We start from the raw sequence: 21976 nt of genomic DNA on the forward strand, positions 1-21976 counted from the left end.
CCGCAGCTTGCCTTTGATCTGGGCCCTCCAGAGAATTTGAGACAGCGTTGCATTTACGCCCGATCCAAGCATGGTACCTTTACCATGGCTGATAACATGCATCAGGCGGAGACTCACCGGCCACGCATCGTGGTCCTCGGAGCCGGCTTCGGCGGGCTCACTTTCGCCCAGAATTTTGACGACTCTCAAGCGGACGTGGTCGTGGTAGACCGCCAAAACCACCACCTCTTCCAGCCGCTGCTCTACCAGGTTGCCACGGCTGGGCTCTCCGCGCCCGAGATCGCCAAGCCCATCCGCCAGATCCTCCGGCAAAAGCGCCACACCACTGTGCTGATGGATGAAGCGGTCGACCTCGACCTGACGCGCCGCGAGATCCAGTTGCGCGACCGCCCGCAGCCGCTGCCCTACGATTACCTCGTGCTGGCCGTCGGCGCGCGCACCAACTATTTTGGCAACGACCAGTGGGAGCAGTTCGCGCCCGGCCTCAAGAGCCTCGACGATGCCACCCGCCTGCGTCACAACCTGCTGCTCGCCTTCGAGGAGGCGGAAAATACCGACGATCCCGAGCTGCGCGAGCGCCTGCTGACCTTCGTGGTCGTGGGTGGCGGCCCGACCGGAGTCGAGATGGCGGGGGCGATTGCCGAGCTTGCCCGCCACGTGCTCGACCGCGACTTCAAGCGCGTGGACCTCAAGGCGGCCAAGGTGATCCTCGTGGAGGGCATGGACCGCGTGCTGCCGCCCTTCCCGCAAAAGCTTTCCGAAAGCGCCCGCCGTCAACTGGAGGAAATGGGCGTCGAAGTCATTACCGGCGAATTGGCCAAAGACATCCGCAAGGGGGAGATCGAGCTGCCCAGCCGCACGATCAAGGCCGAAAACATCATCTGGACCGCCGGGGTGAAGGCGAGCGCGCTGCTCGATCAATTGCCCGTGGAAAAAGACCGTGGCGGCCGTATCATGGTCAAGCCCGACTGCTCACTGCCCGGCTTCGACCACGTCTTTGCGCTCGGCGACATCATCAACCTAAAGGACACCAAAGGCCGTCAGGTGCCCGGCATTGCTCCCGGTGCCATGCAGACGGGCGAATACGTGGCCAAGCTGATCGGCGAAGAGCTGAAGGCACAGGCCGCCCACCAGAAGCTGCCCGAGCGCAAGCCCTTTACCTACTGGGACAAGGGCAACATGGCCACGATCGGCAAAAAGCGGGCCGTGGCGCAGGTGGGCAAGCTGGAGTTTGGCGGCTTTTTCGCCTGGCTCGGTTGGCTGTTTATCCACCTGATGTTCCTGATCGGCTTCCGCAACAAGCTGGCCGTGCTCCTGCAGTGGGCCTACGCCTACATTCGAGACAAGCGTGGCGCGCGGGTCATCACCAACATGGACGGCTCCTTCCTCTTCAAGAACGAGAAGGCGCAACCCGTCCACCGGGCTCTGCTCCGGCGCGGCCGCTCCCACTCCGTCGCCCAGACGGTGGCAGGCGGCAAGCAGTAATCTTATCTGGCCACGGAGCTACACGAATTTCCACGGATAACTCAGAGAATCCGTGTTTCATCCTGTAAATCCGTGGCTTGAATAGAACTAACCCAGCTTCGCGGCGCGGGCGTCTTCGATCAGGCCCGAGATTTGCGCGATCACCTCGTTGAGCGTAAAAGAGCCGGTGTCGATACGCTGGGCGTCGGCGGCGGGGACGAGCGGGGCCGTCTTGCGCTGCTGGTCGGCCTTGTCTCGGTCGCCAATGGCGTCCACCTGGCCCTCGGCGGCGCGGCGCTGGGCACGGGTGGATTCGTCGGCAAAAAGGAAGACCTTGAGGTCTGCATCCGGGAAAATCACGGTGCCGATGTCGCGGCCATCCATGATCAGGCCGTCGAAGCCACTGCGGCGGGCCTCTTCGGCCAGTCCGCGCTGATAGGCCTTCACCGCTTCGCGCACCTCGGGCAGGGCGGCGTAGCGGGAGACGAGGCTGTTCACTTCGTCGGCCCGCAACTCCTCCATCGTCGGCTGGCGACCGTTAACGGTCACGTTGGCCTCGCGGTCGTCGATACGGCAGCCCAGGGCCAGTTGCTCCAGCAGCGTAATCAAGTCCGGGCTGGCAATGGGGGCGACGGCGGCCTCCAGGCAGGCGAGCGTCAAGGCGCGGTAGTGCGTGCCGGTGTCGACGTGCAGCAGGTTGTGCAGCCGGGCGAGGCCGCGTGAAGTCGACGATTTGCCGGTCGCCGCGCCGCCGTCCAACGCGATGATCAGGAATTGCTCTTGCGCCATGTCCGAAAAGCTTGGGCGATTGGGAGGGCAGGGCAACGGCAAACGGCGCTGCCCTCGCCACTTACGCGCGGGCACCCCAAGGCGTGCGCGTTTGGTATTGGTAGTCCGAGTCTTCGCGGATGAGGCGCAGGATCTCGAAGAAGTTGGGGAAGGTCTTGCCGCAGCAGGCGGGGTTGCGGATTTTCAGCCACGGTTGGTTGTCGCCGCGCACATTGGCGCAGCCCAGCACGGCAAAGCTCATCGCGACGCGGTGATCGTCGTAGGTGTCGATCTCCACCCCACGCTCGGCTGCGGCGCGCAGCGATTCCGGGTCGGGGATGATTTCGAGGGAATCCTCGGTCTCGATCACGTTGTCCGGCCCCAGGAGCTTGCGTAGCTCGGTCGCCATGGCGGCCACGCGGTCGGTCTCCTGATGGCGCGTGTGGGCGATGCCAGTGATCTTGGTCGGCTCGTCGAAGAGCGGGGCAATCGCGGCCAGCGTGAGGAAGGTGTCCGAAAACTCGCGGAAATCGACCGTGCCGGGGCTTTGGGCGACGCTCGGCTGATGAGTCGGCCCGGTGGTGTCGGGGGTGAATTCCGCGATTACGTCGCCATTGGGGCGGTAGTAGACCTGCAGGCCACACTGCTCCGCCACCGGGATAAACTGGCGGTCGCCCTGCCAGGTAAGCCCGCGCTGCAGGTCGGCAATCGCGACCGACCAGGTGGGCCCGCCCCGGTTGACCAGCGGCACGGCGAGGAAGTAAGACGCTGCCGTCATGTCGGCCCCCACGATGTACTCGTCGGGGTTGAACTTGTAGCTGCGGCCACGCGAAACCTGGAAGCAGAGGAGCTCGCCCCGGATGCTTTCCTCGATTTCCTGCCCCAGCTCCTTCATCAGCCCGAGGGTCATGTGGACGAAGGGGCGGCGCACGTTGGCGGCCGAAAGCTCAAAGCTGCACTCGCTGAGCGCATAGGGGGCCACCATCAGCAGCGCGGAAAGGATCTGGCTGCTCGCGCTGGCATCGACTTGCACGAGGCCGCCCTTGAGGCCGTGCGTCTCCATCGTAAAGGGGAAGCAACCCGGCTCGTCGTGGAAGGTGAACTCGCAGCCTTGGGCCTGCAGGGCCTCGATCAGCCCGCCCATCGGGCGCTTGCGCATCGCTTCATCGCCGTCGAGGTGGAATTTGCCATCTTCGCGCAACGCGAGGAAGGCCGTGAGGAAGCGTGCGACCGTGCCGGCGTTGCCCACGTGAATGTGGGCCTCTTCGCCCGGGATCCAGCCGCCGGTGCCTTCGACCACGATGGTTTCAGTGTTTTCATCGGCCTCCACCTTGATGCCCACCTGGTCGAGCGCCGTGGCCATGATACGGGTATCGCGGCTGAAAAGGGCGTTGCGGAGCGTGACCCGCTGATTGCTGAGAGCGGCGAGAATCAGGATGCGGTTGGTCAGGCTCTTCGAACCGGGGACGCGCACACGGGCGCGCACCGGCTGAGAAAAGGGAACGATAGGCAGCGGATCTTGCATGGTCGGACGGATTGACAGCAGGCTCAGTAAAAACAGGGGAAGAGGGCGAGGGAAATCTTAAAGTGTTTGGGCAGGGCTCGCCGATCCAAAAAAGCGCGTTCAGGCCAGCTCGTCGCGATAATGCTTGCCCCGTTCGAGGATGTGGCGCAGCTGCGGCCAGTCACGGTTGGCTACGGTGGAGCGCAGGCGCGCGAGCTCGTCTTCGAAGGCCGTGAGAGAGCGCAGCACCTCGTCGCGATTCTGCTCCACGATGTCGCGCCACAGCGTCGGGCTGCCGGCGGCGATGCGTGTGGTGTCGCGCAAGCCGTTGCCTGCGAAGGCCTGCCACGCGTGGTCTTTCTGGGCCAGCAGGCTGCAGAGGGCACTGGCGAGGAGGTGTGGCAAGTGGCTGATGTTGGCGACGATCTCGTCGTGGCGGTCGGGGTCCATCGTCGTCACCTCCATGTCCAGCTCGCGCCAAAAGCGGCAGATCTTTTCGACCGCTTCGCGCGGAGTGTCGGGCAGCGGGGTGACGAGGCAGGCGCGGTCGCGAAAAAGATCGGCCTGGGCGTGCGCGAGGCCCGTCTTTTCCGAGCCAGCCATCGGGTGCGAGCCCACAAAGGCCACCCCTTCGGGCATCGCGGCTTGTGCATCGCGGCAGAGCTGACCTTTGGTGCTGCCGACGTCCGTCACCAGCGCGCCCGGCTGCAACACCGGGGCCAGCAACGCAGCATAACGGGCGATCTCGTTGACCGGGGTGCAGATCACGACCAGGTCCGCCCCTTGGGCGGCGGCCTCCGGCTCGGCAAAGACGGCGTCGCACCACGGCTGCGCCTCGCACTCCAGGCGGGTTTCGGCGCGGCGGGCCCACACATGCACGCGCTCCACCAGGCTCACGCGCTTGGCGGCCATCCCGAGGGAGGCACCTAAAAGGCCGGGGGCGATGATCGTCAGTTGTTGCAAGTTTGAGGCGGGGGTTCGGGTTTCTATGCTTGCGCAACCGGGGTTGCTGGTCGGTAATGGCGCTTTTCGCCTGCCGCTTAGGTTCCCGACCGCGGAGGCGCTGACAAGCCTGAAAATCTTCCTTTGCTGGATATGGTTCGTGGCCGCAAGCCTTTGATTCGCCGAGAAGAACGCCGTCGCATGCGTCGCCAGAAGTGGCAACGCTGGGTCATTGCCCTTGCGATCGTGAGTGCCGTGGTGCTCGGCTTTCTCTATGGCCTCCCCGGCGTCCGCTGGGATGAGCATGAGATCGAGCAGCTTTCGATCGAGTTGAAGCCCGAGCAGCTTGCCCAGCTACGTGGCGAGCTGGACGCCACCCTCTCCGAAGCCGAGGCCGCGTGGGAACGCGAAGGCAAGCTTTCCAAGGCTCAGTTGGAGCGGATCGACGACGCGCTCCAACAACAGCGCGGTTTGATCCTCGCCCTGCGCAATGCCGCCTACGCCGAAACGCCCGAAAGCTGGTCGTCGGGCCAACTCGTGCTGCGGCCCGATCGCGACCGCCTGCGCGCGCTGGAAAAAGTGCGCGACCTTGGGCGTGGGCGCGAGCTGTCCGAACGCTCCCATGTGGCTGAGGCCGAGGGGCGCACGCTTTTCGAAGCCGGCGAGCAGGATGCCGCCTATCGCAAGATCGAGGAGGCCCGCCGTCTGCAGGCCGAGCTCAACTCGCTGTATCCTCACAGCCCGAAGGTCGATGAACCGCGCGCCGAGCAGCTGCGCATGCTGTTGCAGCGTTGGCAACTCGCCCCCCAAATGGAGCGCCTTGCCGAGCTGAGCGCGCAGGCGGAAGACGCCTTGGCCGAGGGAAATTACGACGAGGCCCTCACCCTCTTTGAAAACGCGCTCAGCTATCAGCAGCGTATCAACCGGCAGCTCAATCGCCTGCCGCAAGACAGCGTGCGCCGTGAGCGCGAGCTGGAGAAGCAAATCGCCGACCTGAAGGTGCGCGAAACCAAGCTGCAGCTCGACCAGTTGGTGGCCGATGCCGAGCAGGCCGTGGCCGAAGGCAATGGCGCTCGCGGTTTGGCGCTCTACCGTGAGGCGGCCGCCTTGCAAAAAATGATCACCGAGGGCTACCGCGACAGCACCTACGCCAGCTTCGACCGCGTGCATGAGCTGGAAGACGCCGCCTATGGTGCCCAGGTGCGCCCGGTGGTGGCGCAGCTGGAGCGTGATCTGGCCCAGATTCGCCGCCAACTCGCCAATGGCGAGACGCGAGCGGCGTCCCAGGCCGTCGTGACGACTTTCCGCCAGCTGCAGAAGGCACAGGAGCTGCCCGAAGGCTCGCGCTATGTCGCGGAAGAATTGGCCGAAGAAGTGAACCTGCTCTACCGCCTGCGACAAGACCTCGACTCGATTCAGGGCTGGGTCGAAGCCCGTTTACGCCCCCTGCCCGAGAGCCCTTCCCGCTTGCTTGACCGCGAAGTCCACCAAGCTCTTTACGAGCAAGTGATGCAGCGCAACCCCTCCGGCCAGAAAGGCATGGGCCTGCCGGTCGAGTCGGTCAGCTTTGCCGAGGCCGCCAGCTTTGCCCGCCGCCTCGGCTGGATCGTGGGCCAGCAGGGCCGCTTGCCGCGTCAGGACGAATTTACCGCTGCGGTAGGCCAGACGGGGACCGACGAAGTCCGCCGCGAAGCCTGGAGCAGTGCGAGCCAGTACGAAGACCCCCAGCGTGCGCTGCCGCAGCAGCCCGCCGCACTCCAGCCCAACGAACTGGGCTTCTACGACCTGCTCGGTAATGTCTCGGAATGGATCGTGGCCACGGTGCCCGAACCCGGCGCGCAGGCCGTCGCTGGGGGCACCTTGCGCGACAATCCAATCCGCCTGCGCTCGGTGCCGGTGGAGCCCCGCAACGTAAACGAGCGCAACCCTTTTACTGGCTTCCGCGTGATCATCGAGCCGCTCGGCACCTCAACCGAAAATCTGGAGGAAGACGATGGAGCCGGAGAATGAGCAGGGCGAGCAGGCCAAGTTCTGGCTCATCGTATTGACCATCGTGCTGATGCTGCTTCCCGGCGTGCTCTGGGCGGGGCGTCACTGGTTCGGCTGGTTTTAGGCCAGCTCTACTCCGGCCGAGCCCGGGCAATCGACTCGCCGAGGCGCGCGAAGTTCGGCCCACCGAGGCGCGCCAGCGGGTCCAGCCGCTCCACCGGCAGCTCGCTGCGTTCGTCCTAATGGTCGATGCCCAGCTTCGGGTGGAGAAACAGCCGCTCCACCTCGCACAAGATGAGGCCCTGCCGGCCGTGGCCGACTTCGTGCACCGCATGCAGGCGGCAAAAGAGGGCGGCGTGGGCGGATGCCAAGCGGGGCAGGGGGATGTCCGGCTCTTCGACCAGCGGCAACTGTTGCGCGTCGATCTCGGAGGCTTCCGGGGCCAGCGGTTTGGCCGATTGGTTGACCTCGTCCAGTTCCTGCATCGAGGGCAGGTGGATCATCGCCATGCCCGTGCGCTCAAGGTTGCGCCAGGTATCCTTTTTATCGCCGTTGGGCCTGCGTCCGATCGAGACGGAGACGATCGGCGGGTTGCTCGTCACCGCGTTGAAGAAGGAGAAAGGCGCGAGGTTGCAACTGCCATTTGCATTGCGGGTTAAAATCCATGCGATCGGTCGGGGCACGATCAGATGGGTCATCCAACGATAGTGAGCCGGTGAGTTGAGATTTTCGCGTTCGATCCACATAGCTTCAATAAGGTTTGCGTCGGCCATACCGCTAGGGCAAAACATATCTTCAGTGGTACCGGCGCCACCGGCTGCGTCATGAGAGAGACTATCCGCACTATACGTATCTTTTTCCTCCTGCTGTGTATTACCGCTGCCGTGCTCGTGACGGTCGCGGTGCCCGAGTGGGAAGGCTTGTGGCTACGGGCGGTCGCCATCGGCGGTGGGCTGGGGGCTCTCGTCGTGCTGGTCGACATCATGCTCAAGGGCTTTTCCCTGCGCGGTCTCTCCGCTCTGACGTTTGGCCTTTTCATCGGCTGGGTGATGGCGACGCTGATCTCCAGTTCGCCGTTTTTCGACATCCCCTACGAAAGCCTTTCCAGCCCCCTGCGGCAAAACATGTACCTGATCCGCCTCGGGCTGTTTGTTGTGCTGATGTATCTGGGGGCGGTGCTCGCCCTGCGTGGCCGGGATGAGTTCAATCTGGTGATCCCTTACGTGCGCTTCGTGCCGCACCAGGTAGACGTGCCGCTGGCGGTCGTCGACACCAGTGCGCTGATCGACTCCCGGATCGCGGGCATTTGCGAGAGCAAGTTCATGGGCTACGGGCTCGTGATCCCCCGCTTTGTAATCGACGAGCTCCACCGCGTGGCCGATTCGTCGGACCCGGTGCGTCAGGCTAAGGGCCGTCGTGGGCTGGAGACGCTACGCCGCCTGCGCGATCTGCCGCACCTCGACCTGCGCATCAACGAGAGCGAGGTCGAGAACCGCCAGAATGTCGACGCCAAGCTGATCTTCCTCGCCCAAAGCCTCAAGGCCCGGATCGTGACGACCGACTTCAACCTCGCCCAGATCGCAGAGTTCCACAACGTCGAGTGGCTCAACCTCAACGCCTTGGGCAAGGCCTTGGTGCCGCGCCCCGTCGTGGGGGAGCGCTTCGAGATCAAGCTCGTCAAGCCCGGCAAGGAGAGCGACCAGGCGGTGGGTTATATGTCCGACGGCTCGATGGTCGTCGTCAGCCACGCGCGCAGCCTGATCGGTCAGGAGATCGCGGTGGAGGTCCAGAGCGTGGTGCCATCCAATGCGGGCGTCATCCTTTTTGCCGACAAGGTTTAATTTACAATTGTTGGTGGCATATCTTTAGGATCGGTGGTAAGCGTTTACCGCAGAACACGTAAAGGGCCCGTGAAAACCCCTGCAGTGGACCCAATACCCCACTATTTACTTGGCTTTGCGGGGTTCTTGCGTATTCATTTTCGTCGTAGTCAAGTCTGTTGGCTACGATCCATACGCTAACCGCAAGATTGTTATTATTATGAAGAAGAAGTCCGGTTTCACCCTCGTTGAAATCATGATCGTCGTGGTCATCATCGGCCTCCTCGCCGCCATGGCCATCCCCGCTTTCCAAAGCGTCCGCGTCTCCTCCCAGGCCGGTGCCGCTGAAAACAACCTGAAGCAGATCGCCCAGACCGGTCAGCGCGCCATCATCGAAAACGGCCTCGCCTCCGTGACCTATGATGAGCTCATCAGCACCGGTAATGCTGCAGGTACTGCTGAGTGGGATCTTCCTTACCTCAAGACTATCCAACCTGCTTCCCGCGAAGACTATACTGGTCTGACCGTTTTCGAAGAAGGCGGTTGGCTTAAGGTTTCGTTGGACGGTTCGACGACAGAGTCTCTTTCCGGCACAACGACACCTTCGACCGACAGTTCCGTCATCATCTGGGAATACTAGTCCCAGCCCTGAAGCAGTTTTTATAGATGCTTTTGGAGCCCGCCGTTTTGGCGGGCTTCTTCTTTGTACGGCCCTTGCCAAGCAGACGGCAGGTTGCCAACGTCTAGGCCCATGTCATCTTCATCGGATCAGCCCCGTTCGCTGCTGCAGTCGCTGTTGCCGCTCATTATTGTGGGCGGGATTGGCGCGCTGGTGGTCGGCGCGCTCTGGATTGGCCTCGGCACGGATCGTTTGATCGCCTGGGTGGGCACGGCCAGCCGAGGGGTGCAAGACTGGCTGCAGGTGATCCCGCCGTGGGCGTATTGGCTGTGCTTTGCACTCCTCCCCGCGCTGGGGGTGCCGCTGACCTTCTTTTACCTCACCGCGATCCCGGTGATGGGGGCATACGGGCCTGCTTGGGCGATTGTGGCGGCCGGAGGGGCCGTGTTTGCCAATATGTGGCTGAGCTACGTGCTGACAGATAGCGCCTTGCGCCCGCATCTGCAACGCCTGCTGGAGAGCCGGGGCTGGAGCATCCCGCGCCTGCCGCCGAGCGAGATGGTGCAGACGATCCTGACGATCCGTCTTTCGCCCATGCCCTACGCGATGCAAAACTACCTGCTCGGGCTGAGCGAGTGTGGTTTGCGCCGCTATCTTACGTATTCCTTTCCGCCGCAAATGCTTATCGGCACGCTGGTCATGCTGATGGGCGACAGCATATTGAAGGGCAACTTCGGGCTGCTGATTCTCGGGATTTTCCTGTTTCTGCTCTTGAGCATCGCCCTGCGTTACCTGCGCCGTTACCTCAAGGCCAAGGCAGAGCCTCGCAATGCGTGACGCGCTGATCAGCACGGTGCAGCAGGCCCTGAGCGTTTCGGAGCTGACTGAAAAGATCCGCGAGACCCTGGAGACCGGCTTTGGCGAGATCTGGGTGCGCGGCGAGGTCAGCAACCTGCGCAACCAGAGCAGCGGGCACGTCTATTTTTCGCTGAAAGATGCCGGCGCGCAGATCAGTGCGGTGGCCTTTCGCCAAGTCGCTGCGCGGTTGCCCTTCCAGCTCAAGGACGGGCAGCAGGTGGTGGCATTCGGTCGTCTCTCGGTCTTCCCTCCCCGGGGCGGCTACCAGCTCGTGGTGCAACTCGTCGTCGAGGAAGGCCTGGGGCGTCTGCAGGCCAAGTTCGAGGCGCTCAAGCGCAAGCTCGCCGATGAAGGCCTGTTCGACCCTGAGCGCAAGCAGCCGATCCCACCGCTGCCGCGCACCGTGGGCTTTGTCACCTCTCCCACCGGTGCAGCCCTGCGCGACTTTGTCAGCATTCTGCAGCGCCGAGGCTGGGCAGGCACGCTGCGGGTCTTCCCCGCTCGGGTGCAAGGGCAGGGGGCAGCCGAGGAAATCGCCCGTCAGATCCACCGGGCCGATCAAGGAAGCTTGTGCGACCTGTTGGTGATCGGACGGGGTGGGGGCAGCCTTGAAGACCTCTGGCCCTTTAACGAAGAGATCGTGGTGCGCGCGGTGGCGGAGTGCTCGCTGCCGGTCATCTCTGCGGTCGGCCACGAGATCGACTATGCCTTGAGCGACTTCGCGGCTGACCGCCGTGCGGAGACGCCTTCCGCTGCCGCCGAGCTGATCAGCAGCGCCTTCCTGGAGCAGCGCGAGCGGATGCTGGCGCTCGCTGAGCGCCTCGACCAGACGGTCGACCTCGGGCTGGAGCGCCGGAGCGTGCGCTTCGAGCGTCTGCGCCACCGCTGGCAGCAACAGGCTCCACGCCACCGGCTGGAGCAGGGCTGGCTGCGCCTCGACGATTTGACGAACCGGCTCGGCGGAGCAGGGCAGCGCCACCTTTCGCGACTGGAGCAGACCCTTTACCGCCTGGAGCGACGCTTCCGTGAGCTGCACCCCGAGGTGGCCGTGCGACTGGGCCGCGAGCGCCTGCGCCAACTGGCCTTGCGCCTGCGCGCGAGCAGCCCCGAGCAGATCCTCCAGCGCGGCTACATCCTTGCGACCGACCTGAAGGGCCGCCCCATCACCGATTCTGCCAGGATCCGCCCGGAGCAGTCCTTCAACCTCCGATTCCGCGATGGTGAGATCCAGGTGCGTCGGGAGGTTCGGACCGAGCAGACGGAGTTGGGCCTCGAGTAGAACTGGATTACATTACTGCCATGCCCGAATTGGCTGAAGTCGAGTTTTTCCGCAAAGTCTGGAACCCCGGGCTCGGGCACCGCATCGAGCGCGTCCACCTGCACCACGGCAAGCGGCTGTTGCGTGGTGTGGATACGAGCGCCCTCGTCGCTGGCTTGACCGGGGCCGTGCTGGAGCGCTCGGAGGCAAAGGCCAAGCAAATGCTTTTCACCTTTTCAACGCCCGCCCACCTCGGTATCCACCTGGGTATGACGGGGCGGATGCTCGTCGAGGCCGTCGACTTCCAGCCGGGCAAGCACGACCACCTTGTGCTGTACCAAGCAGAGCGCGCGCTGGTGTTTCGCGACCCCCGGCTCTTCGGTCGGGTGCAATACGACGAAGGCCCTGAGCCCCCCGCTTACTGGCAGACGATCCCCTTTGCGATCACGGACGGGCGCTTTACGGTGGAGGTGGTGGAGGCCTTTCTGCAGCGCCGCCGCAAGAGCCCGCTCAAGGCCGTGCTGCTGATGCAGGAACGCTTCCCGGGCATCGGCAACTGGATGGCCGATGAGATCCTCTGGCGCGCTCGCCTCAAGCCACATGCCCCCGCCGGTTCACTGAGTGCCCCGGAGGTCCACACGCTGCATGAAAAGGTGCAGGAGGTGGCGCGCGATGCCCTCGAGGTGATTGCCGGACGCGACGAAGACGACCTGCCGCATTACATGAACGAGCGCATCCCCGAGAGTTGGCTCTTCAATCACCGCTGGCGCGACGGCGGCACTTGCCCGCAGACGGGTAAGCCGCTGGAGCGTGAGCAAATCGGCGGCCGCACCACGTGTTGGAGCCCCGCCTGGCAAACCAAGCCGGCGGACTAACTCGCGGCGGGCGCTTCTTGTTTCGGCGCGGCGGCTTTCTTCTTCTTGCTCTTGCCGAAGAAGCGGCGCCATGCGAGCGCGAACCCGGTCCACACGAGCACCAGCGCGGCGACGCAGGCGAGGAAGCCGATGACTTGGCCGATGGGGCCCGCCACGGTGGAGGTATGGATCGCGCGGATCGACTGGCGCAGCTTGAGGCGCAGCGGCAGGTCTTTGGCCGACTCCAGCTGGAGGACCTCTGCGGTGACCGGGTGCAGGTAAAGTTTGGAAGGGCTGGCCGGGAAGGAGATCTTGCTGTCCTTCACATTGACCACGATCGGTTGGGGGCCACTGGGCGCTTCGGCCCGGCGCCCTTCGCCGCTTGGAGCCTGTCGCGGCTGGCCTTCCGGGCGAGGCCCGCCTTCGGCACGGCCGGAGCCGCTACCATCGCGGGGGCCTTGACCGCCTCCAGGGCCACGACCGCCGCCTTCGCGCAGGGTCAGCTGGATTTCCGACCAGGTCGGCACTTCGGTCGAAGCGGCGGCAACGATGGCCGAGGGGGAGGGGCGTTGGTGCAGTTGTTCGGGCGTCAACTCCAGTTGGAAGGCGGGTGCCTCCGGTTGCGGCCCACCCAGCCAGGTAAAGAAGTCGCGCCCCCAGCTATACGACCAGTTGATGGCCGTGAGGGTAAAGATCAGGAGGGGCAACGCGGCCCAAAAGCCCAGCACATTGTGCCAGTTGAAGTCGCGCGCCTTGCCCTTCACGCTGCGGAACCACAGCTGGCCGCGCAGCACCTTGGAGGTCCAGCGCCGGGGCCACCAGAGGTAGATGCCCGTTACGATCAGCACGACGAAGGCGAGGTTGGAGGCACCCGTGATGGCCTTGCCCACCTCGCGTTGCTCGCCGCCCATCGCCAGCCAGCGGTGCCACACCATCATGGTGCGCATAAAGCCACTGGCAGCGGTTTCTTCCGGCGCGGTCAGCTCCCCCGTGTAGGGGTTGAGATACTGGTAGTCGCGGCGGCCGAAATTGACGCGCAGTAGGCGGTCTTCGTCGCGGTAAAAGGTCAGGCTCTGGGCGGGCTGCTCCGTTGCGTTGGCGCGCGCCACCAGTTCGTCCACGCTCAGCGGCTCTTCCCCAGCGGGCGGGGTGAAGTGGGTCTGCGCGTGTTGCGACCACTCGATCACGTCGTGCTCGAAAACGAGCACCGCACCCGTGAAGGACATGATGGCCACGATGACGCCGCAGACGATACCAGCAATCAGGTGAAGCCAGAAGAGCACTTTACGAAAGCTCATGATCAGAAGGAGAAAGCGAAGGTGAGCGCGAAGCGTCTGTTGCTATGGCATGAGGCGACCCCATGGCAAGTGCATTGTGAGAACAAATCTCATTCGCGAATGTCGAGCCTGCAACTCTCTTGTGGCTCGCGATTTGCCAAAGGCTACCCTCCCGCCTAGGCTACAGCGATGCAAAGGGTCGTTGAGCCTGAGATATTAGATGGTCTGGCCTGGGACGATCCGGCTGCTTTAGGCAACCGCCGCGATCTACGCACTATCAACGCACTGATGGGCAACTTCTCGTGGTTTGGGCAAGAGCTGCGGATGCACCTGCGGCCCGATGAGCACATTATCGAGCTGGCGGCGGGAGACGGCGCGCTCGGGCGCTATCTGGAGCGGCACATCATCGCGCCCTTCGGCTACCGTGGCGGCTATGCGGGGCTGGACCGCATCCCGCGCCCCCAGCGTTGGCCCGAAGACTGGGAGTGGCTGGAGACGGATTTGGCGAACTGGTGCGAAAGTGGCGGTTGCCCGGTGGTAATCGGCAACTTCATCCTGCATCAGCTCACCGATGAAGAGCTGCGATCGCTGGGTGAAAAACTGCGCTGCGCCCGCGTCCTGCTCTTCAACGAGACGGCGCGCTGCCGCTCCGCACTTTGTCTGGCCTACCTTGGTTATGTCCTTGGCTTCAACCGGGTTTCCCGCCACGATGCGCCCGTGAGCGTGCGAGCGGGATTTCAAGGCAGGGAATTGGCCGACCTTTTGGGGTTGGACGACGAGACGTGGAGCATCCATGCGTGGACGACGCCCATGGGCAGCTATCGGCTGAAGGCGATCCGGAAGGAGGAGCCGAGCGCTTGATGCGGCCTCTCCACGTCATGGGAGGGGGGCTCGCGGGGCTGGCCCTAGGCATCGGCCTGCGTCGGCACGACATCCCAGTGCAGATTCGCGAGGCCGGCGATTACCCACGCCACCGCGTGTGCGGCGAGTTCCTGGCCGGGATCCGCCCGGAGACGCTGCAATACTTCGGCATCAGCGACTTGTTTCAGGATGCCCTGCGCCTGGAGACCACCCGCTGGTACCGTGGCGACAACCTGATTTACGAGCGCCAGTTGCCCGAACCTGCGCTGGCGATTTCGCGCTACGAACTGGATGCGCGCCTCAGCCGCCGCTTTCACCAACTGGGTGGCGACTTGATGCAGCGTTCGCGCGTCAACTTGAGCGAAAACCAGGAAGGCGTCATCTGGGCTACCGGGCGTCGGAGGGCAACCAACCAGGCCCGTAAGCGCTGGCTGGGCCTGAAGATCCACGCCGTAGAGCTGGAACTGACGAGCGATCTCGAGCTACATTTTGGGCGAGGCGGCTACATCGGGCTCTCTCGCCTACCCAAGCACCGGGTCAACATCTGTGGGCTCTTCGAGCTGCAAAGCTCGTTGCAAGGGCGCGATGCCGATCTGATCCTCGCCTACCTGCAGCACGTCGGGCTCAAGAAGCTCAGCCACCGCCTGCGCTACGAGTCGCTCGACCCCGCTACCTTCCAGTCCGTCACCGCGATGGACTACAGTCGCCATCGCCCCCCGCCGGGCTACTTTTGCGTGGGCGACTGCTGGAGCCTGATGCCGCCCTTTACTGGCAACGGTATGACGCGCGCCCTTGAGCACGCCGCCGTCGCTACACCACTCTTGACCTACTATGCCACCCAGCAAATGAGCTGGAAGGAAGCGCTGAAAGGGCTGACCTCCGACAGCCAAAAGACCTTTGGCGGACGGCTGCGACGGGCCCAGATCCTGCATCATCTGTTGCTTAGCTCGCTGGGGCAGGGAGGCGTCGCCTTTCTGGCACGCCGCAACTGGCTGCCTTTCGACCAGCTTTACCACGCTCTCCATTAGGACATCATGTATCTTACCGGCATTGCCACGGCCCTGCCTTCACGTTGCTACCGTCAAGAGGACCTCTGGCATGTCTACGAACACTCTGCGTTGCGTGATCGATTACGCCCCCGTTCAACCGAGCTGCTGGGCAAGATCCTGCTTGGCGACAATGGGATCGAGACGCGTTACCTTGCGGCCGAGCGAGTAGGCGAGATCTTCGACCTCGACGCCCAGGCGCTCAACCGCACCTTCGAGGCTGCCGCCCCACCGCTGGCCGAGCAGGCGCTGCGCCCGGCATTGGAGAACGCGGGGGTGCCTCCCGGAGAGCTGGACGCCCTTTACGTCTGTACCTGCACAGGCTACCTCTGCCCGGGGCTCACGAGCTACCTCAGCGAACGCCTTGGTCTGCGGGCCGACGCCTATCTGCAGGACTTGGTGGGCCTGGGGTGTGGTGCTGCCATCCCGACTTTGCGCTCGGCTGCCCATCACGTGGCCGCCCACCCAGAGGCCAAGGTGGCAGTCGTAGCGGTCGAGATCTGCAGTGCGGCCTTTTACCTCGACGACGATCCGGGGGTGATCATCAGTGCCTGCCTCTTTGGCGACGGTGCCGCCGCCACCATCTGGACCGGCACCCCGCCCGCTGCTGGCCCGTCCTGGCGCTGCGGTGCCTTCGATACCGTGGTGATTCCCGAAAAACGCGACATCCTGCGCTTCGAGAATCGCGAGGGCAAGCTGCGCAACCTGCTTCACCGCTCCGTGCCTCGCGAAGCAGGCAACGCCGTGCGCCAGTTGTTCGAAAGGGATCAGGCCCGTGGCCATGCGCGTCCGGATGCCCTGATCCTCCACGCAGGCGGTCGGGATGTGCTGGACGCGATCGAGCAGACAGTCCCCGGCTACACCAGCCCGTGGTCGCGCGAAGTCTTGCGCCAGTGCGGCAATATGAGCAGCCCCAGCGTGCTCTTTGCCTTGGAACGTTTTCTAACCGACAAAAAAGCCAAAGACGCACAACGTCTTTGGCTCAGCAGTTTCGGCGCCGGCTTCTCCGCCCACAGCTGCGCGCTGGAGCGGGAGTAGAGGAGGTGGCGCGGGTTAGTTAGGGTAGACCCAAATCCAGCTACCGCCCGCCCATTCCTGAGAAACATCATCCCATATGGCAAACCAATTCCAGCCGCTTCGAAGGGGCTCTGTCATCTGGTAGGTTAGCCAAGTATATCCCTTGGCAGGTGTGGTCACTTGTTGCCACTCGCCTCCTACCCACGTTTGGTCATCTTCATTCCAGACATTCAGAAAGGTCCACCCGGAATAGGCTATGTTGTTCCAGTTTCTGAAGCTGATCTCAACTTCAGGCATGTCGCCTTCAATGACCGACCAAGGGTAAACTTCCGACTCCACCACTTGCAGTCCTGAATCGTTACCTCCAACGTAAAAGTCCACCCGAGCGTCAGGGTAATAGCCTGCGAAAAAACCGTCAATTATAAGCGATACTGGCCCTTCGGTGTCGCAGGTGAAGGTGTAGCTTTGATCAAGAGTTTCCCGGTACGAGGCGTATATGTTGTAGCTGCTGCCAGGAAGGCGAGGCGTCGATAAAAAGCTGAAGCGGACAGTCCAATTTTCTCCTCCCCCGCTAGCGCTAAGGTCGGTGATGAGCTGATAATTGACCTCCACGGACTGACCAACCCGTGGGGTATAGTCTGAAAGGTTTGTAATCACCAAGTCAACGGGTTGGGCGCAAAGGGAAGAACCCAAAGCCAAGAAGAGGGGAAGGATTTGTTTCATTAGGTAAAGGGATTTTTAACAGAGTTATATTACGTGAGTGCAGTTTGATAATGAACTTCGTTGTCTTGCTTTACAAGCAGGATTTTCCTTAAGTTAAGGGCGTGATGATTAGATCTAAGGATGCTTATTCCTTATTAGCCTGTATTGCAGCAATATCCGTCTTTGGTGGAGCCTACTATTGCGGGTAGGCGTTGGCCGTTCCACTGGAGGGCAAGGGTGTTGTCATTGCAAAAAAACCTCAGGACACGAGATCGAACCAGCGACCAAGTGGTTAATCCCGCCTTGGCGGGACTCTACCGCTGAGGAGTTCGCGTCGGATGCGTGCGGCTGACTTCCATGCCTTGATCTCGCGTTCTCGGCGTACGGCGCTGGAGCGGTCTGGATGCGCTTCTTGCCAGACGAGTTCCCACGGTCCGTTTTTACGGGTGTATTTGCCTGCGCTACAATCGGTGGAGTTATGACTCTCTAGGCGTGCAACAAGATCGGTGCTCTGGCCGATATAGAAGCGTCCGGCTGGGTTTTGCAGGATGTAAACGTAACAATCCATCGCTTCCAAAACCATGGCTGCTCGGGCTGGGATCGAACCAGCGACCAAGTGGTTAATCCCGCCTTGGCGGGACTCTACCGCTGAGCAATGCGCGTCGTATGCGTGCGGCAGACTTCCATGCCTTGATCTCGCGTTCTCGGCGCATGGCGCTGGAGCGGTCTGGATGCGCTTCTTGCCAAACGAGTTCCCACGGTCCGTTTTTGCGGGTGTATTTGCCTGCGCTACGATCGGTGGAGTTATGACTCTCTAGGCGTGCAACAAGATCGGTGCTCTGCCCGATATAGAAGCGTCCGGCTGGGTTTTGCAGGATGTAAACGTAGCAAGACATCGCTTTCAAAACCATGGCTGCTCGGGCTGGGATCGAACCAGCGACCAAGTGGTTAACAGCCACCTGCTCTACCGCTGAGCTACCGAGCAACTGCGGATTTTCCTGTCGAGGAAAAGCCCTGAATGAAGTCAGGGAGATGGAGGTGTGTCAAAGATAAATTTACGCGGGTGGGTACTTTTTTTGCGTTTCCGCCCGCGAGGCAGTGTCAATAGGCGAGGAAGCGGTTGCGGACTTCAGGGGCGGGCACGTAGGTGTGGTCGATGGTGCCGACGGCGCGGGAGAGGGTGGGGCGGTTTTGGGAGACGCCTTCGTAGGGGATGTCGCGCAGGGCTTTGGGCACGAAGCGCAGGCGGCGGAGGGTGCGCCAGGGCTGTTTGCAGTAGCTGAGGGCGCGCAGCACGGCGTCGGACTTGAAATGAGCGTGTTGCGGTTCGATCAGCACGACGGATTTGATGTAATCTTCGTCGATATCGTGCTCGCGCAGCAGTTGTCTGCCGGGCTCGCTCTGGAGTGGAGCGTAGTGGAGGTGCCCGGCCGGGTCGTGTTGCACGAGCCAGTGGACGGCGGCGCGGCAGAAGTTGCAATCGCCATCGAAGAGTAAAACGGGGTGGGACATGCCATGAGGTACGCAGGTTCCATGCACACGGCGACGGATCGCGACACCGAGTGCTTGCGAAATACGAATCGGAGGCCTTGTGTCGGCAGGTGGCAAATTGGCAACTGGACTGGGTGCCTTACGAGCGATCGTTTGTCGTCCCCCTGAACACCGCGCATGGGCCGTGGTTTGAGCGGCGGGGCGTGCTGCTGCGCCTGCGCGACCCGGAGGGGCGGACGGGGTACGGCGAGGTGGCACCAGTGCCGGAGTTTGGCAGCGAAAATTGGACGCAGGTGGTGGCGTTTCTGGAGCAATCGGCCTCTCAGGTGGCGGGGGATCCCACGCTCGTGCCGGCTGCGCTGCCGGCGACCCGTTTTGCGCTGGATGTCGCTCGCTGGAGCCTCGATGCCCCGCCCGCACAGTTCGATTTCGAGAATACGGCCTTGTTGCCGGGTGGCGATACGGCGCTGGAGACTTTGCGCCAGCTACGGGCGGAGGGCTTTCGTTGCTTCAAGGTGAAGCTGGGGGTGCAGTCGGCGGCGGAAGAGTTGGCACTGGTCGAATCGTTGTGGGATGCCTTGCCCGACGACGGGGAGCTGCGGCTGGATGCCAATGCCAGCTTTATGGGCACAGAGCTGGACTGGTGGGGCGAGCACCTGCAAGGGCTGGACCGCATCGGCTTTCTGGAGCAGCCCTTGCCGCCGGGGCAGGAGCAAGACATGCGGGCGGCCATGCTGCGCTGGGGCGTGCCGCTGGCCCTGGATGAATCGCTGGCCCTGCACGGCGGGTTGAAGCGGGCTTTGCAGACGGGCTGGCCTGGGCCGCTCGTGCTCAAGCTCTCGCTGTTGGGCGATTTACAGGCCTTGCGGTCGCAGCTGGCAGGGGCAAGGGCTCCGCTGATGGCATCTTCGGTCTTCGAGACGGGCATCGGTCTGTATCAGACGCTGCGCATCGCGGCGGAGCTGGGCGTGAATCGGCGTGTGGGGTATGGCACAATCGCCTACTTTGATGACGGTTGGAATGGATTTGAGAACACCCCACGTTTGACCTCGGCGGAAGTTTGTGACGAACTTTTTACCGAGTTATGGAATCGCGCATGTCATCGCTGGTCCTGAAACTGGCCGCCTGGGGCTGGACCCCGGATGTGCCGGAGGACTCCGAGTGCATTAACCGACACCTGAGGCGGGTGGCGGTAACTTCTCCGCAAAACTACTTCGAGCAGATCGTAGGCAGCATTTCGCTCGGGCAATCGGTCGTGCTGCGCCCGCAGGGGCTGGCCTACGCCGAAGATCCCGCGGTGGAGGTGTTGCGCGATTTCGTGCCGCCCGATGGGCTGGGGCCGTGCATCCTCATCGGCACCGGGGGGACGAGCGGGCAGATGCGCTTTGCCATCCACACGCTGGACACGTTGTTGACGGCGGCGGAAGGCTATGCGGCGCAGTTCCCGCACTGGCCGGCCAATCATATTTCGCCGCTGCCGATGGAGCACGTGGGCGGGCTCATGCCGGTCTTTCGCGCTTTGGCGGCTAATGGGGAGGTGCGCTTTGCCCAGTACAAGGACTGGATGGAAGGGCCGCCTCCCGAAGTGCTGTCGCCGGCGGTGGTCTCGCTGGTACCCACCCAGTTGCACCGCCTGATGGACGACGCGCAGGGGCGAGCGTGGCTCCAGCGTTTCCAGTGTATCCTGATCGGTGGGGCGGCGCTCGAAGCGGCCGATCGCCAGCGTGCGCGTAGCCTGGGCCTGCGGCTGGCCCCTTGCTATGGTATGACGGAGACGGCGGCGATGATCACGGTGACGCCGCCGGAGGCCTTCCTGGCGGGCGATGAATCGGTGGGGCTCCCGATGCCGCATGCGCGCGTCACCCTGCTGCCGCCGGAGCAGCGTATCGTGGTGATGGGCGACATGCTCTGCCACGGCTATTGGCCGCCTCGTGCCGACTTTTTACGCGATCCGTTTTACACGGGTGATCAGGGCATGTGGTTGCCGGGTGGGCACCTGCGCGTGCAGGGTCGCCTCGATCGCGTGGTGAACACCGGGGGCGAAAAGGTCGACCCGGGCGTGGTCGAGCGGCGCGTGCAGGCGCTGCCGGGCGTGACGGAGGCGATTGCCTTTGGCCTCGACGATCCGGATTGGGGGCAGCGCCTCGTCATCGCAGTGGCCGGCGAGCTGAGCGTGACCCAGGAGCGCGTGTGGCAGGCCCTGTATTCGACCGAGCGCCGCTGCGAGGTGCCCAAAGAGCTACGTCTCTGGCCTTGGCGCCTGCCGCGCACGGGCACCGGCAAGCCCAACTGGCGCCGCCTTCGCAACGCCTTTAACACCGAAGCCGCGCCGGAGACGGAAGCTTAGACCTCAACCATCTTGGTCCAGCGGCTGTCGTGGGCGGCGCTTTCGACTGCGGTGGCGATGAAGCGCAGGCCCTCCAGGCCGTCTTCGACGGTGGGGAAGTCGTAAGGCCCATCGTCGCGGTCCGCCTGCCGGTCGCGCACGGCGCGGGCAAACTCGCGGTAGAGGTTGGCGAAGGCTTCCAGAAAGGCTTCCGGGTGGCCCGGCGGGATGCGCGAGCCGGCCTGCGCATGCGGGCTCAGGTAGCCGTTGCCTGTTTTCAGGATCTGGCGCGGCTGGTCGGGGAACTTCAGGATCAGCTCGTTGGGGTCTTCCTGCCGCCATTCCAGCGAGGCCTTGGTCCCGTAGACGCGCAGGCGCAGGGCGTTTTCTTCCCCGGCGGAGACTTGGGAGGCAAATAGCAGGCCCTTCATGCCGTTTTCGTAGCGTAAAAAGAGCTGGGCATCGTCCTCCAGTTGGCGCCCCGGCACGAGTGTCGTAAAGTCCGCGCTTACCTGAGCGATTTTCTGACCCGTGACGTAGTGCACGAGGTTTTCGGCGTGGGTGCCGATGTCGCCGAGGCAGCCCGCTGCACCCGCCAGCTTAGGGTCGGTGCGCCAGGCTGCCTGTTTATTCCCCTCGGCTTCCACGTTGCCGAGCAGCCAGCCCTGCGTGTATTCGACTACGACTTTCACCAGCTCGCCCAGTTCGCCCCGGCTCACGCGCTCGCGTGCCTCTCGCACCATGGGGTAACCGGTGTAATTGTGGGTGAGGGCAAAGAGCCGACCGCTCTGGCGCACGAGGTCGCGCAGGGCTACGGCATCTTCCATCCGGTGTGTCACCGGCTTGTCGCACACCACATGGAAGCCGTGCTGCAGGAAGCATCGCGCCACCGGGTAATGAAGGTGGTTGGGCGTCACGATGCTGACAAAGTCGATGCGCTGGCCTTCGGGCAAGGCGGCTTCCTTTGCGGCCATCTCCTCGTAAGAGGTGTAGACGCGGCCCGGGTCGACAAACAGGTCTTCGCCCGACTGGCGGGCGCGTTCGGGATCCGAAGAAAAGGCGCCCGCGACGAGTTCGATCTGGCCATCGAGCCGGGAGGCCATGCGGTGGACTTCACCGATGAAGGCGCCACGGCCTCCACCGACCATGCCCATACGGAGTTTGCGGGGGGCGGTCATGT

Annotated in this window: 22 protein-coding genes and 1 tRNA gene; 12 read left to right on the top strand and 11 right to left on the bottom strand. The window is 63.3% G+C overall.

Features of this window, described 5'->3' with window-relative positions:
• Positions 1–84: 84 nt before the first annotated feature.
• On the top strand, positions 85–1485 hold the full coding sequence (locus tag Q7P63_14350) for an NAD(P)/FAD-dependent oxidoreductase (protein ID MDP0501271.1): 1401 nt from the start codon (positions 85–87) through the stop codon (positions 1483–1485).
• An 87-nt stretch (positions 1486–1572) separates the two neighbouring features.
• Here Q7P63_14350 and cmk read toward each other — a convergent pair whose 3' ends face one another.
• The 3 genes from cmk to Q7P63_14365 all read right to left on the bottom strand — a co-directional run bounded on the left by cmk (position 1573) and on the right by Q7P63_14365 (position 4699).
• The gene (gene cmk / locus Q7P63_14355; protein ID MDP0501272.1) at positions 1573–2253 is read right to left on the bottom strand and encodes a (d)CMP kinase; all 681 of its coding nucleotides are present in this window, start codon (positions 2251–2253) and stop codon (positions 1573–1575) included.
• A gap of 61 nt (positions 2254–2314) precedes the next feature.
• Positions 2315–3757: a 3-phosphoshikimate 1-carboxyvinyltransferase gene (gene aroA, locus Q7P63_14360; protein ID MDP0501273.1), complete on the bottom strand. Its 1443-nt coding sequence runs from the start codon at positions 3755–3757 to the stop codon at positions 2315–2317.
• 99 nt (positions 3758–3856) lie between these two features.
• Positions 3857–4699 (bottom strand): prephenate dehydrogenase/arogenate dehydrogenase family protein, encoded by an 843-nt coding sequence (locus Q7P63_14365; GenBank protein ID MDP0501274.1) that lies wholly within the window; start codon positions 4697–4699, stop codon positions 3857–3859.
• A gap of 180 nt (positions 4700–4879) precedes the next feature.
• Between Q7P63_14365 and Q7P63_14370 the strand changes: the two genes are divergently transcribed.
• Positions 4880–6688, top strand: a complete 1809-nt coding sequence (locus Q7P63_14370) for an SUMF1/EgtB/PvdO family nonheme iron enzyme (GenBank protein MDP0501275.1) — start codon at positions 4880–4882, stop codon at positions 6686–6688.
• 218 nt (positions 6689–6906) lie between these two features.
• Here Q7P63_14370 and Q7P63_14375 read toward each other — a convergent pair whose 3' ends face one another.
• On the bottom strand, positions 6907–7413 hold the full coding sequence (locus tag Q7P63_14375) for a flavin reductase family protein (GenBank protein MDP0501276.1): 507 nt from the start codon (positions 7411–7413) through the stop codon (positions 6907–6909).
• Positions 7414–7491: 78 nt separating this feature from the next.
• On the opposite strand from Q7P63_14375, the gene Q7P63_14380 reads away from it, so the two are divergent.
• The 5 genes from Q7P63_14380 to Q7P63_14400 all read left to right on the top strand — a co-directional run bounded on the left by Q7P63_14380 (position 7492) and on the right by Q7P63_14400 (position 12097).
• Positions 7492–8508: a twitching motility protein PilT gene (locus tag Q7P63_14380; GenBank protein ID MDP0501277.1), complete on the top strand. Its 1017-nt coding sequence runs from the start codon at positions 7492–7494 to the stop codon at positions 8506–8508.
• A 199-nt stretch (positions 8509–8707) separates the two neighbouring features.
• Positions 8708–9127 (top strand): prepilin-type N-terminal cleavage/methylation domain-containing protein, encoded by a 420-nt coding sequence (locus Q7P63_14385; protein MDP0501278.1) that lies wholly within the window; start codon positions 8708–8710, stop codon positions 9125–9127.
• 111 nt (positions 9128–9238) lie between these two features.
• Positions 9239–9943, top strand: coding sequence for a hypothetical protein (locus tag Q7P63_14390; protein MDP0501279.1), 705 nt, complete (start codon positions 9239–9241; stop codon positions 9941–9943).
• Positions 9936–11243: an exodeoxyribonuclease VII large subunit gene (xseA, locus tag Q7P63_14395; protein ID MDP0501280.1), complete on the top strand. Its 1308-nt coding sequence runs from the start codon at positions 9936–9938 to the stop codon at positions 11241–11243. The genes Q7P63_14390 and xseA overlap by 8 nt, the downstream gene beginning before the upstream one ends.
• 20 nt (positions 11244–11263) lie before the next feature.
• Entirely contained in the window at positions 11264–12097 is an 834-nt protein-coding gene (locus Q7P63_14400; GenBank protein ID MDP0501281.1) for a DNA-formamidopyrimidine glycosylase family protein, read from the top strand.
• On the opposite strand, the gene Q7P63_14405 is transcribed toward Q7P63_14400, so the two are convergent.
• Entirely contained in the window at positions 12094–13374 is a 1281-nt protein-coding gene (locus Q7P63_14405) for a PepSY-associated TM helix domain-containing protein (protein MDP0501282.1), read from the bottom strand. The two genes, Q7P63_14400 and Q7P63_14405, sit on opposite strands and share 4 nt — an antisense overlap.
• A gap of 168 nt (positions 13375–13542) precedes the next feature.
• Here Q7P63_14405 and Q7P63_14410 point away from each other — a divergent pair, with 168 nt between their 5' ends.
• From Q7P63_14410 to Q7P63_14420, 3 genes are read left to right on the top strand one after another with little or no spacing between them, the layout of a single operon-like run.
• Positions 13543–14214 carry a hypothetical protein gene (locus Q7P63_14410; GenBank protein MDP0501283.1) on the top strand — a complete coding sequence of 224 codons (672 nt, stop codon included), beginning with the start codon at positions 13543–13545 and terminating at the stop codon, positions 14212–14214.
• Entirely contained in the window at positions 14151–15242 is a 1092-nt protein-coding gene (locus Q7P63_14415; GenBank protein ID MDP0501284.1) for a hypothetical protein, read from the top strand. The genes Q7P63_14410 and Q7P63_14415 overlap by 64 nt, the downstream gene beginning before the upstream one ends.
• 6 nt (positions 15243–15248) lie before the next feature.
• On the top strand, positions 15249–16298 hold the full coding sequence (locus tag Q7P63_14420; GenBank protein ID MDP0501285.1) for a 3-oxoacyl-[acyl-carrier-protein] synthase III C-terminal domain-containing protein: 1050 nt from the start codon (positions 15249–15251) through the stop codon (positions 16296–16298).
• A 15-nt stretch (positions 16299–16313) separates the two neighbouring features.
• On the opposite strand, the gene Q7P63_14425 is transcribed toward Q7P63_14420, so the two are convergent.
• The 5 genes from Q7P63_14425 to Q7P63_14445 form a co-directional block, all read right to left on the bottom strand.
• Positions 16314–17000 carry a hypothetical protein gene (locus Q7P63_14425; GenBank protein MDP0501286.1) on the bottom strand — a complete coding sequence of 229 codons (687 nt, stop codon included), beginning with the start codon at positions 16998–17000 and terminating at the stop codon, positions 16314–16316.
• 271 nt (positions 17001–17271) lie between these two features.
• Complete coding sequence (locus tag Q7P63_14430; protein MDP0501287.1) at positions 17272–17547, bottom strand: GIY-YIG nuclease family protein; 276 nt, start codon at positions 17545–17547, stop codon at positions 17272–17274.
• A 52-nt stretch (positions 17548–17599) separates the two neighbouring features.
• Positions 17600–17875 carry a GIY-YIG nuclease family protein gene (locus tag Q7P63_14435; GenBank protein MDP0501288.1) on the bottom strand — a complete coding sequence of 92 codons (276 nt, stop codon included), beginning with the start codon at positions 17873–17875 and terminating at the stop codon, positions 17600–17602.
• 14 nt (positions 17876–17889) lie between these two features.
• Positions 17890–17964, bottom strand: a tRNA-Asn gene (locus tag Q7P63_14440).
• A 116-nt stretch (positions 17965–18080) separates the two neighbouring features.
• Complete coding sequence (locus tag Q7P63_14445) at positions 18081–18491, bottom strand: DCC1-like thiol-disulfide oxidoreductase family protein (GenBank protein ID MDP0501289.1); 411 nt, start codon at positions 18489–18491, stop codon at positions 18081–18083.
• Positions 18492–18541: 50 nt separating this feature from the next.
• Here Q7P63_14445 and menC point away from each other — a divergent pair, with 50 nt between their 5' ends.
• Positions 18542–19585 carry an o-succinylbenzoate synthase gene (gene menC, locus Q7P63_14450; GenBank protein MDP0501290.1) on the top strand — a complete coding sequence of 348 codons (1044 nt, stop codon included), beginning with the start codon at positions 18542–18544 and terminating at the stop codon, positions 19583–19585.
• Entirely contained in the window at positions 19567–20817 is a 1251-nt protein-coding gene (locus Q7P63_14455; GenBank protein ID MDP0501291.1) for an AMP-binding protein, read from the top strand. Before menC ends, Q7P63_14455 begins: the two co-directional genes overlap by 19 nt.
• Here Q7P63_14455 and Q7P63_14460 read toward each other — a convergent pair.
• Entirely contained in the window at positions 20814–21974 is a 1161-nt protein-coding gene (locus Q7P63_14460; GenBank protein MDP0501292.1) for a Gfo/Idh/MocA family oxidoreductase, read from the bottom strand. The two genes, Q7P63_14455 and Q7P63_14460, sit on opposite strands and share 4 nt — an antisense overlap.
• Positions 21975–21976 lie beyond the last annotated feature (2 nt).

It is taken from the genome of Verrucomicrobiota bacterium JB022 (genome assembly GCA_030673845.1).
Lineage (GTDB): Bacteria > Verrucomicrobiota > Verrucomicrobiia > Opitutales > Oceanipulchritudinaceae > WOUP01.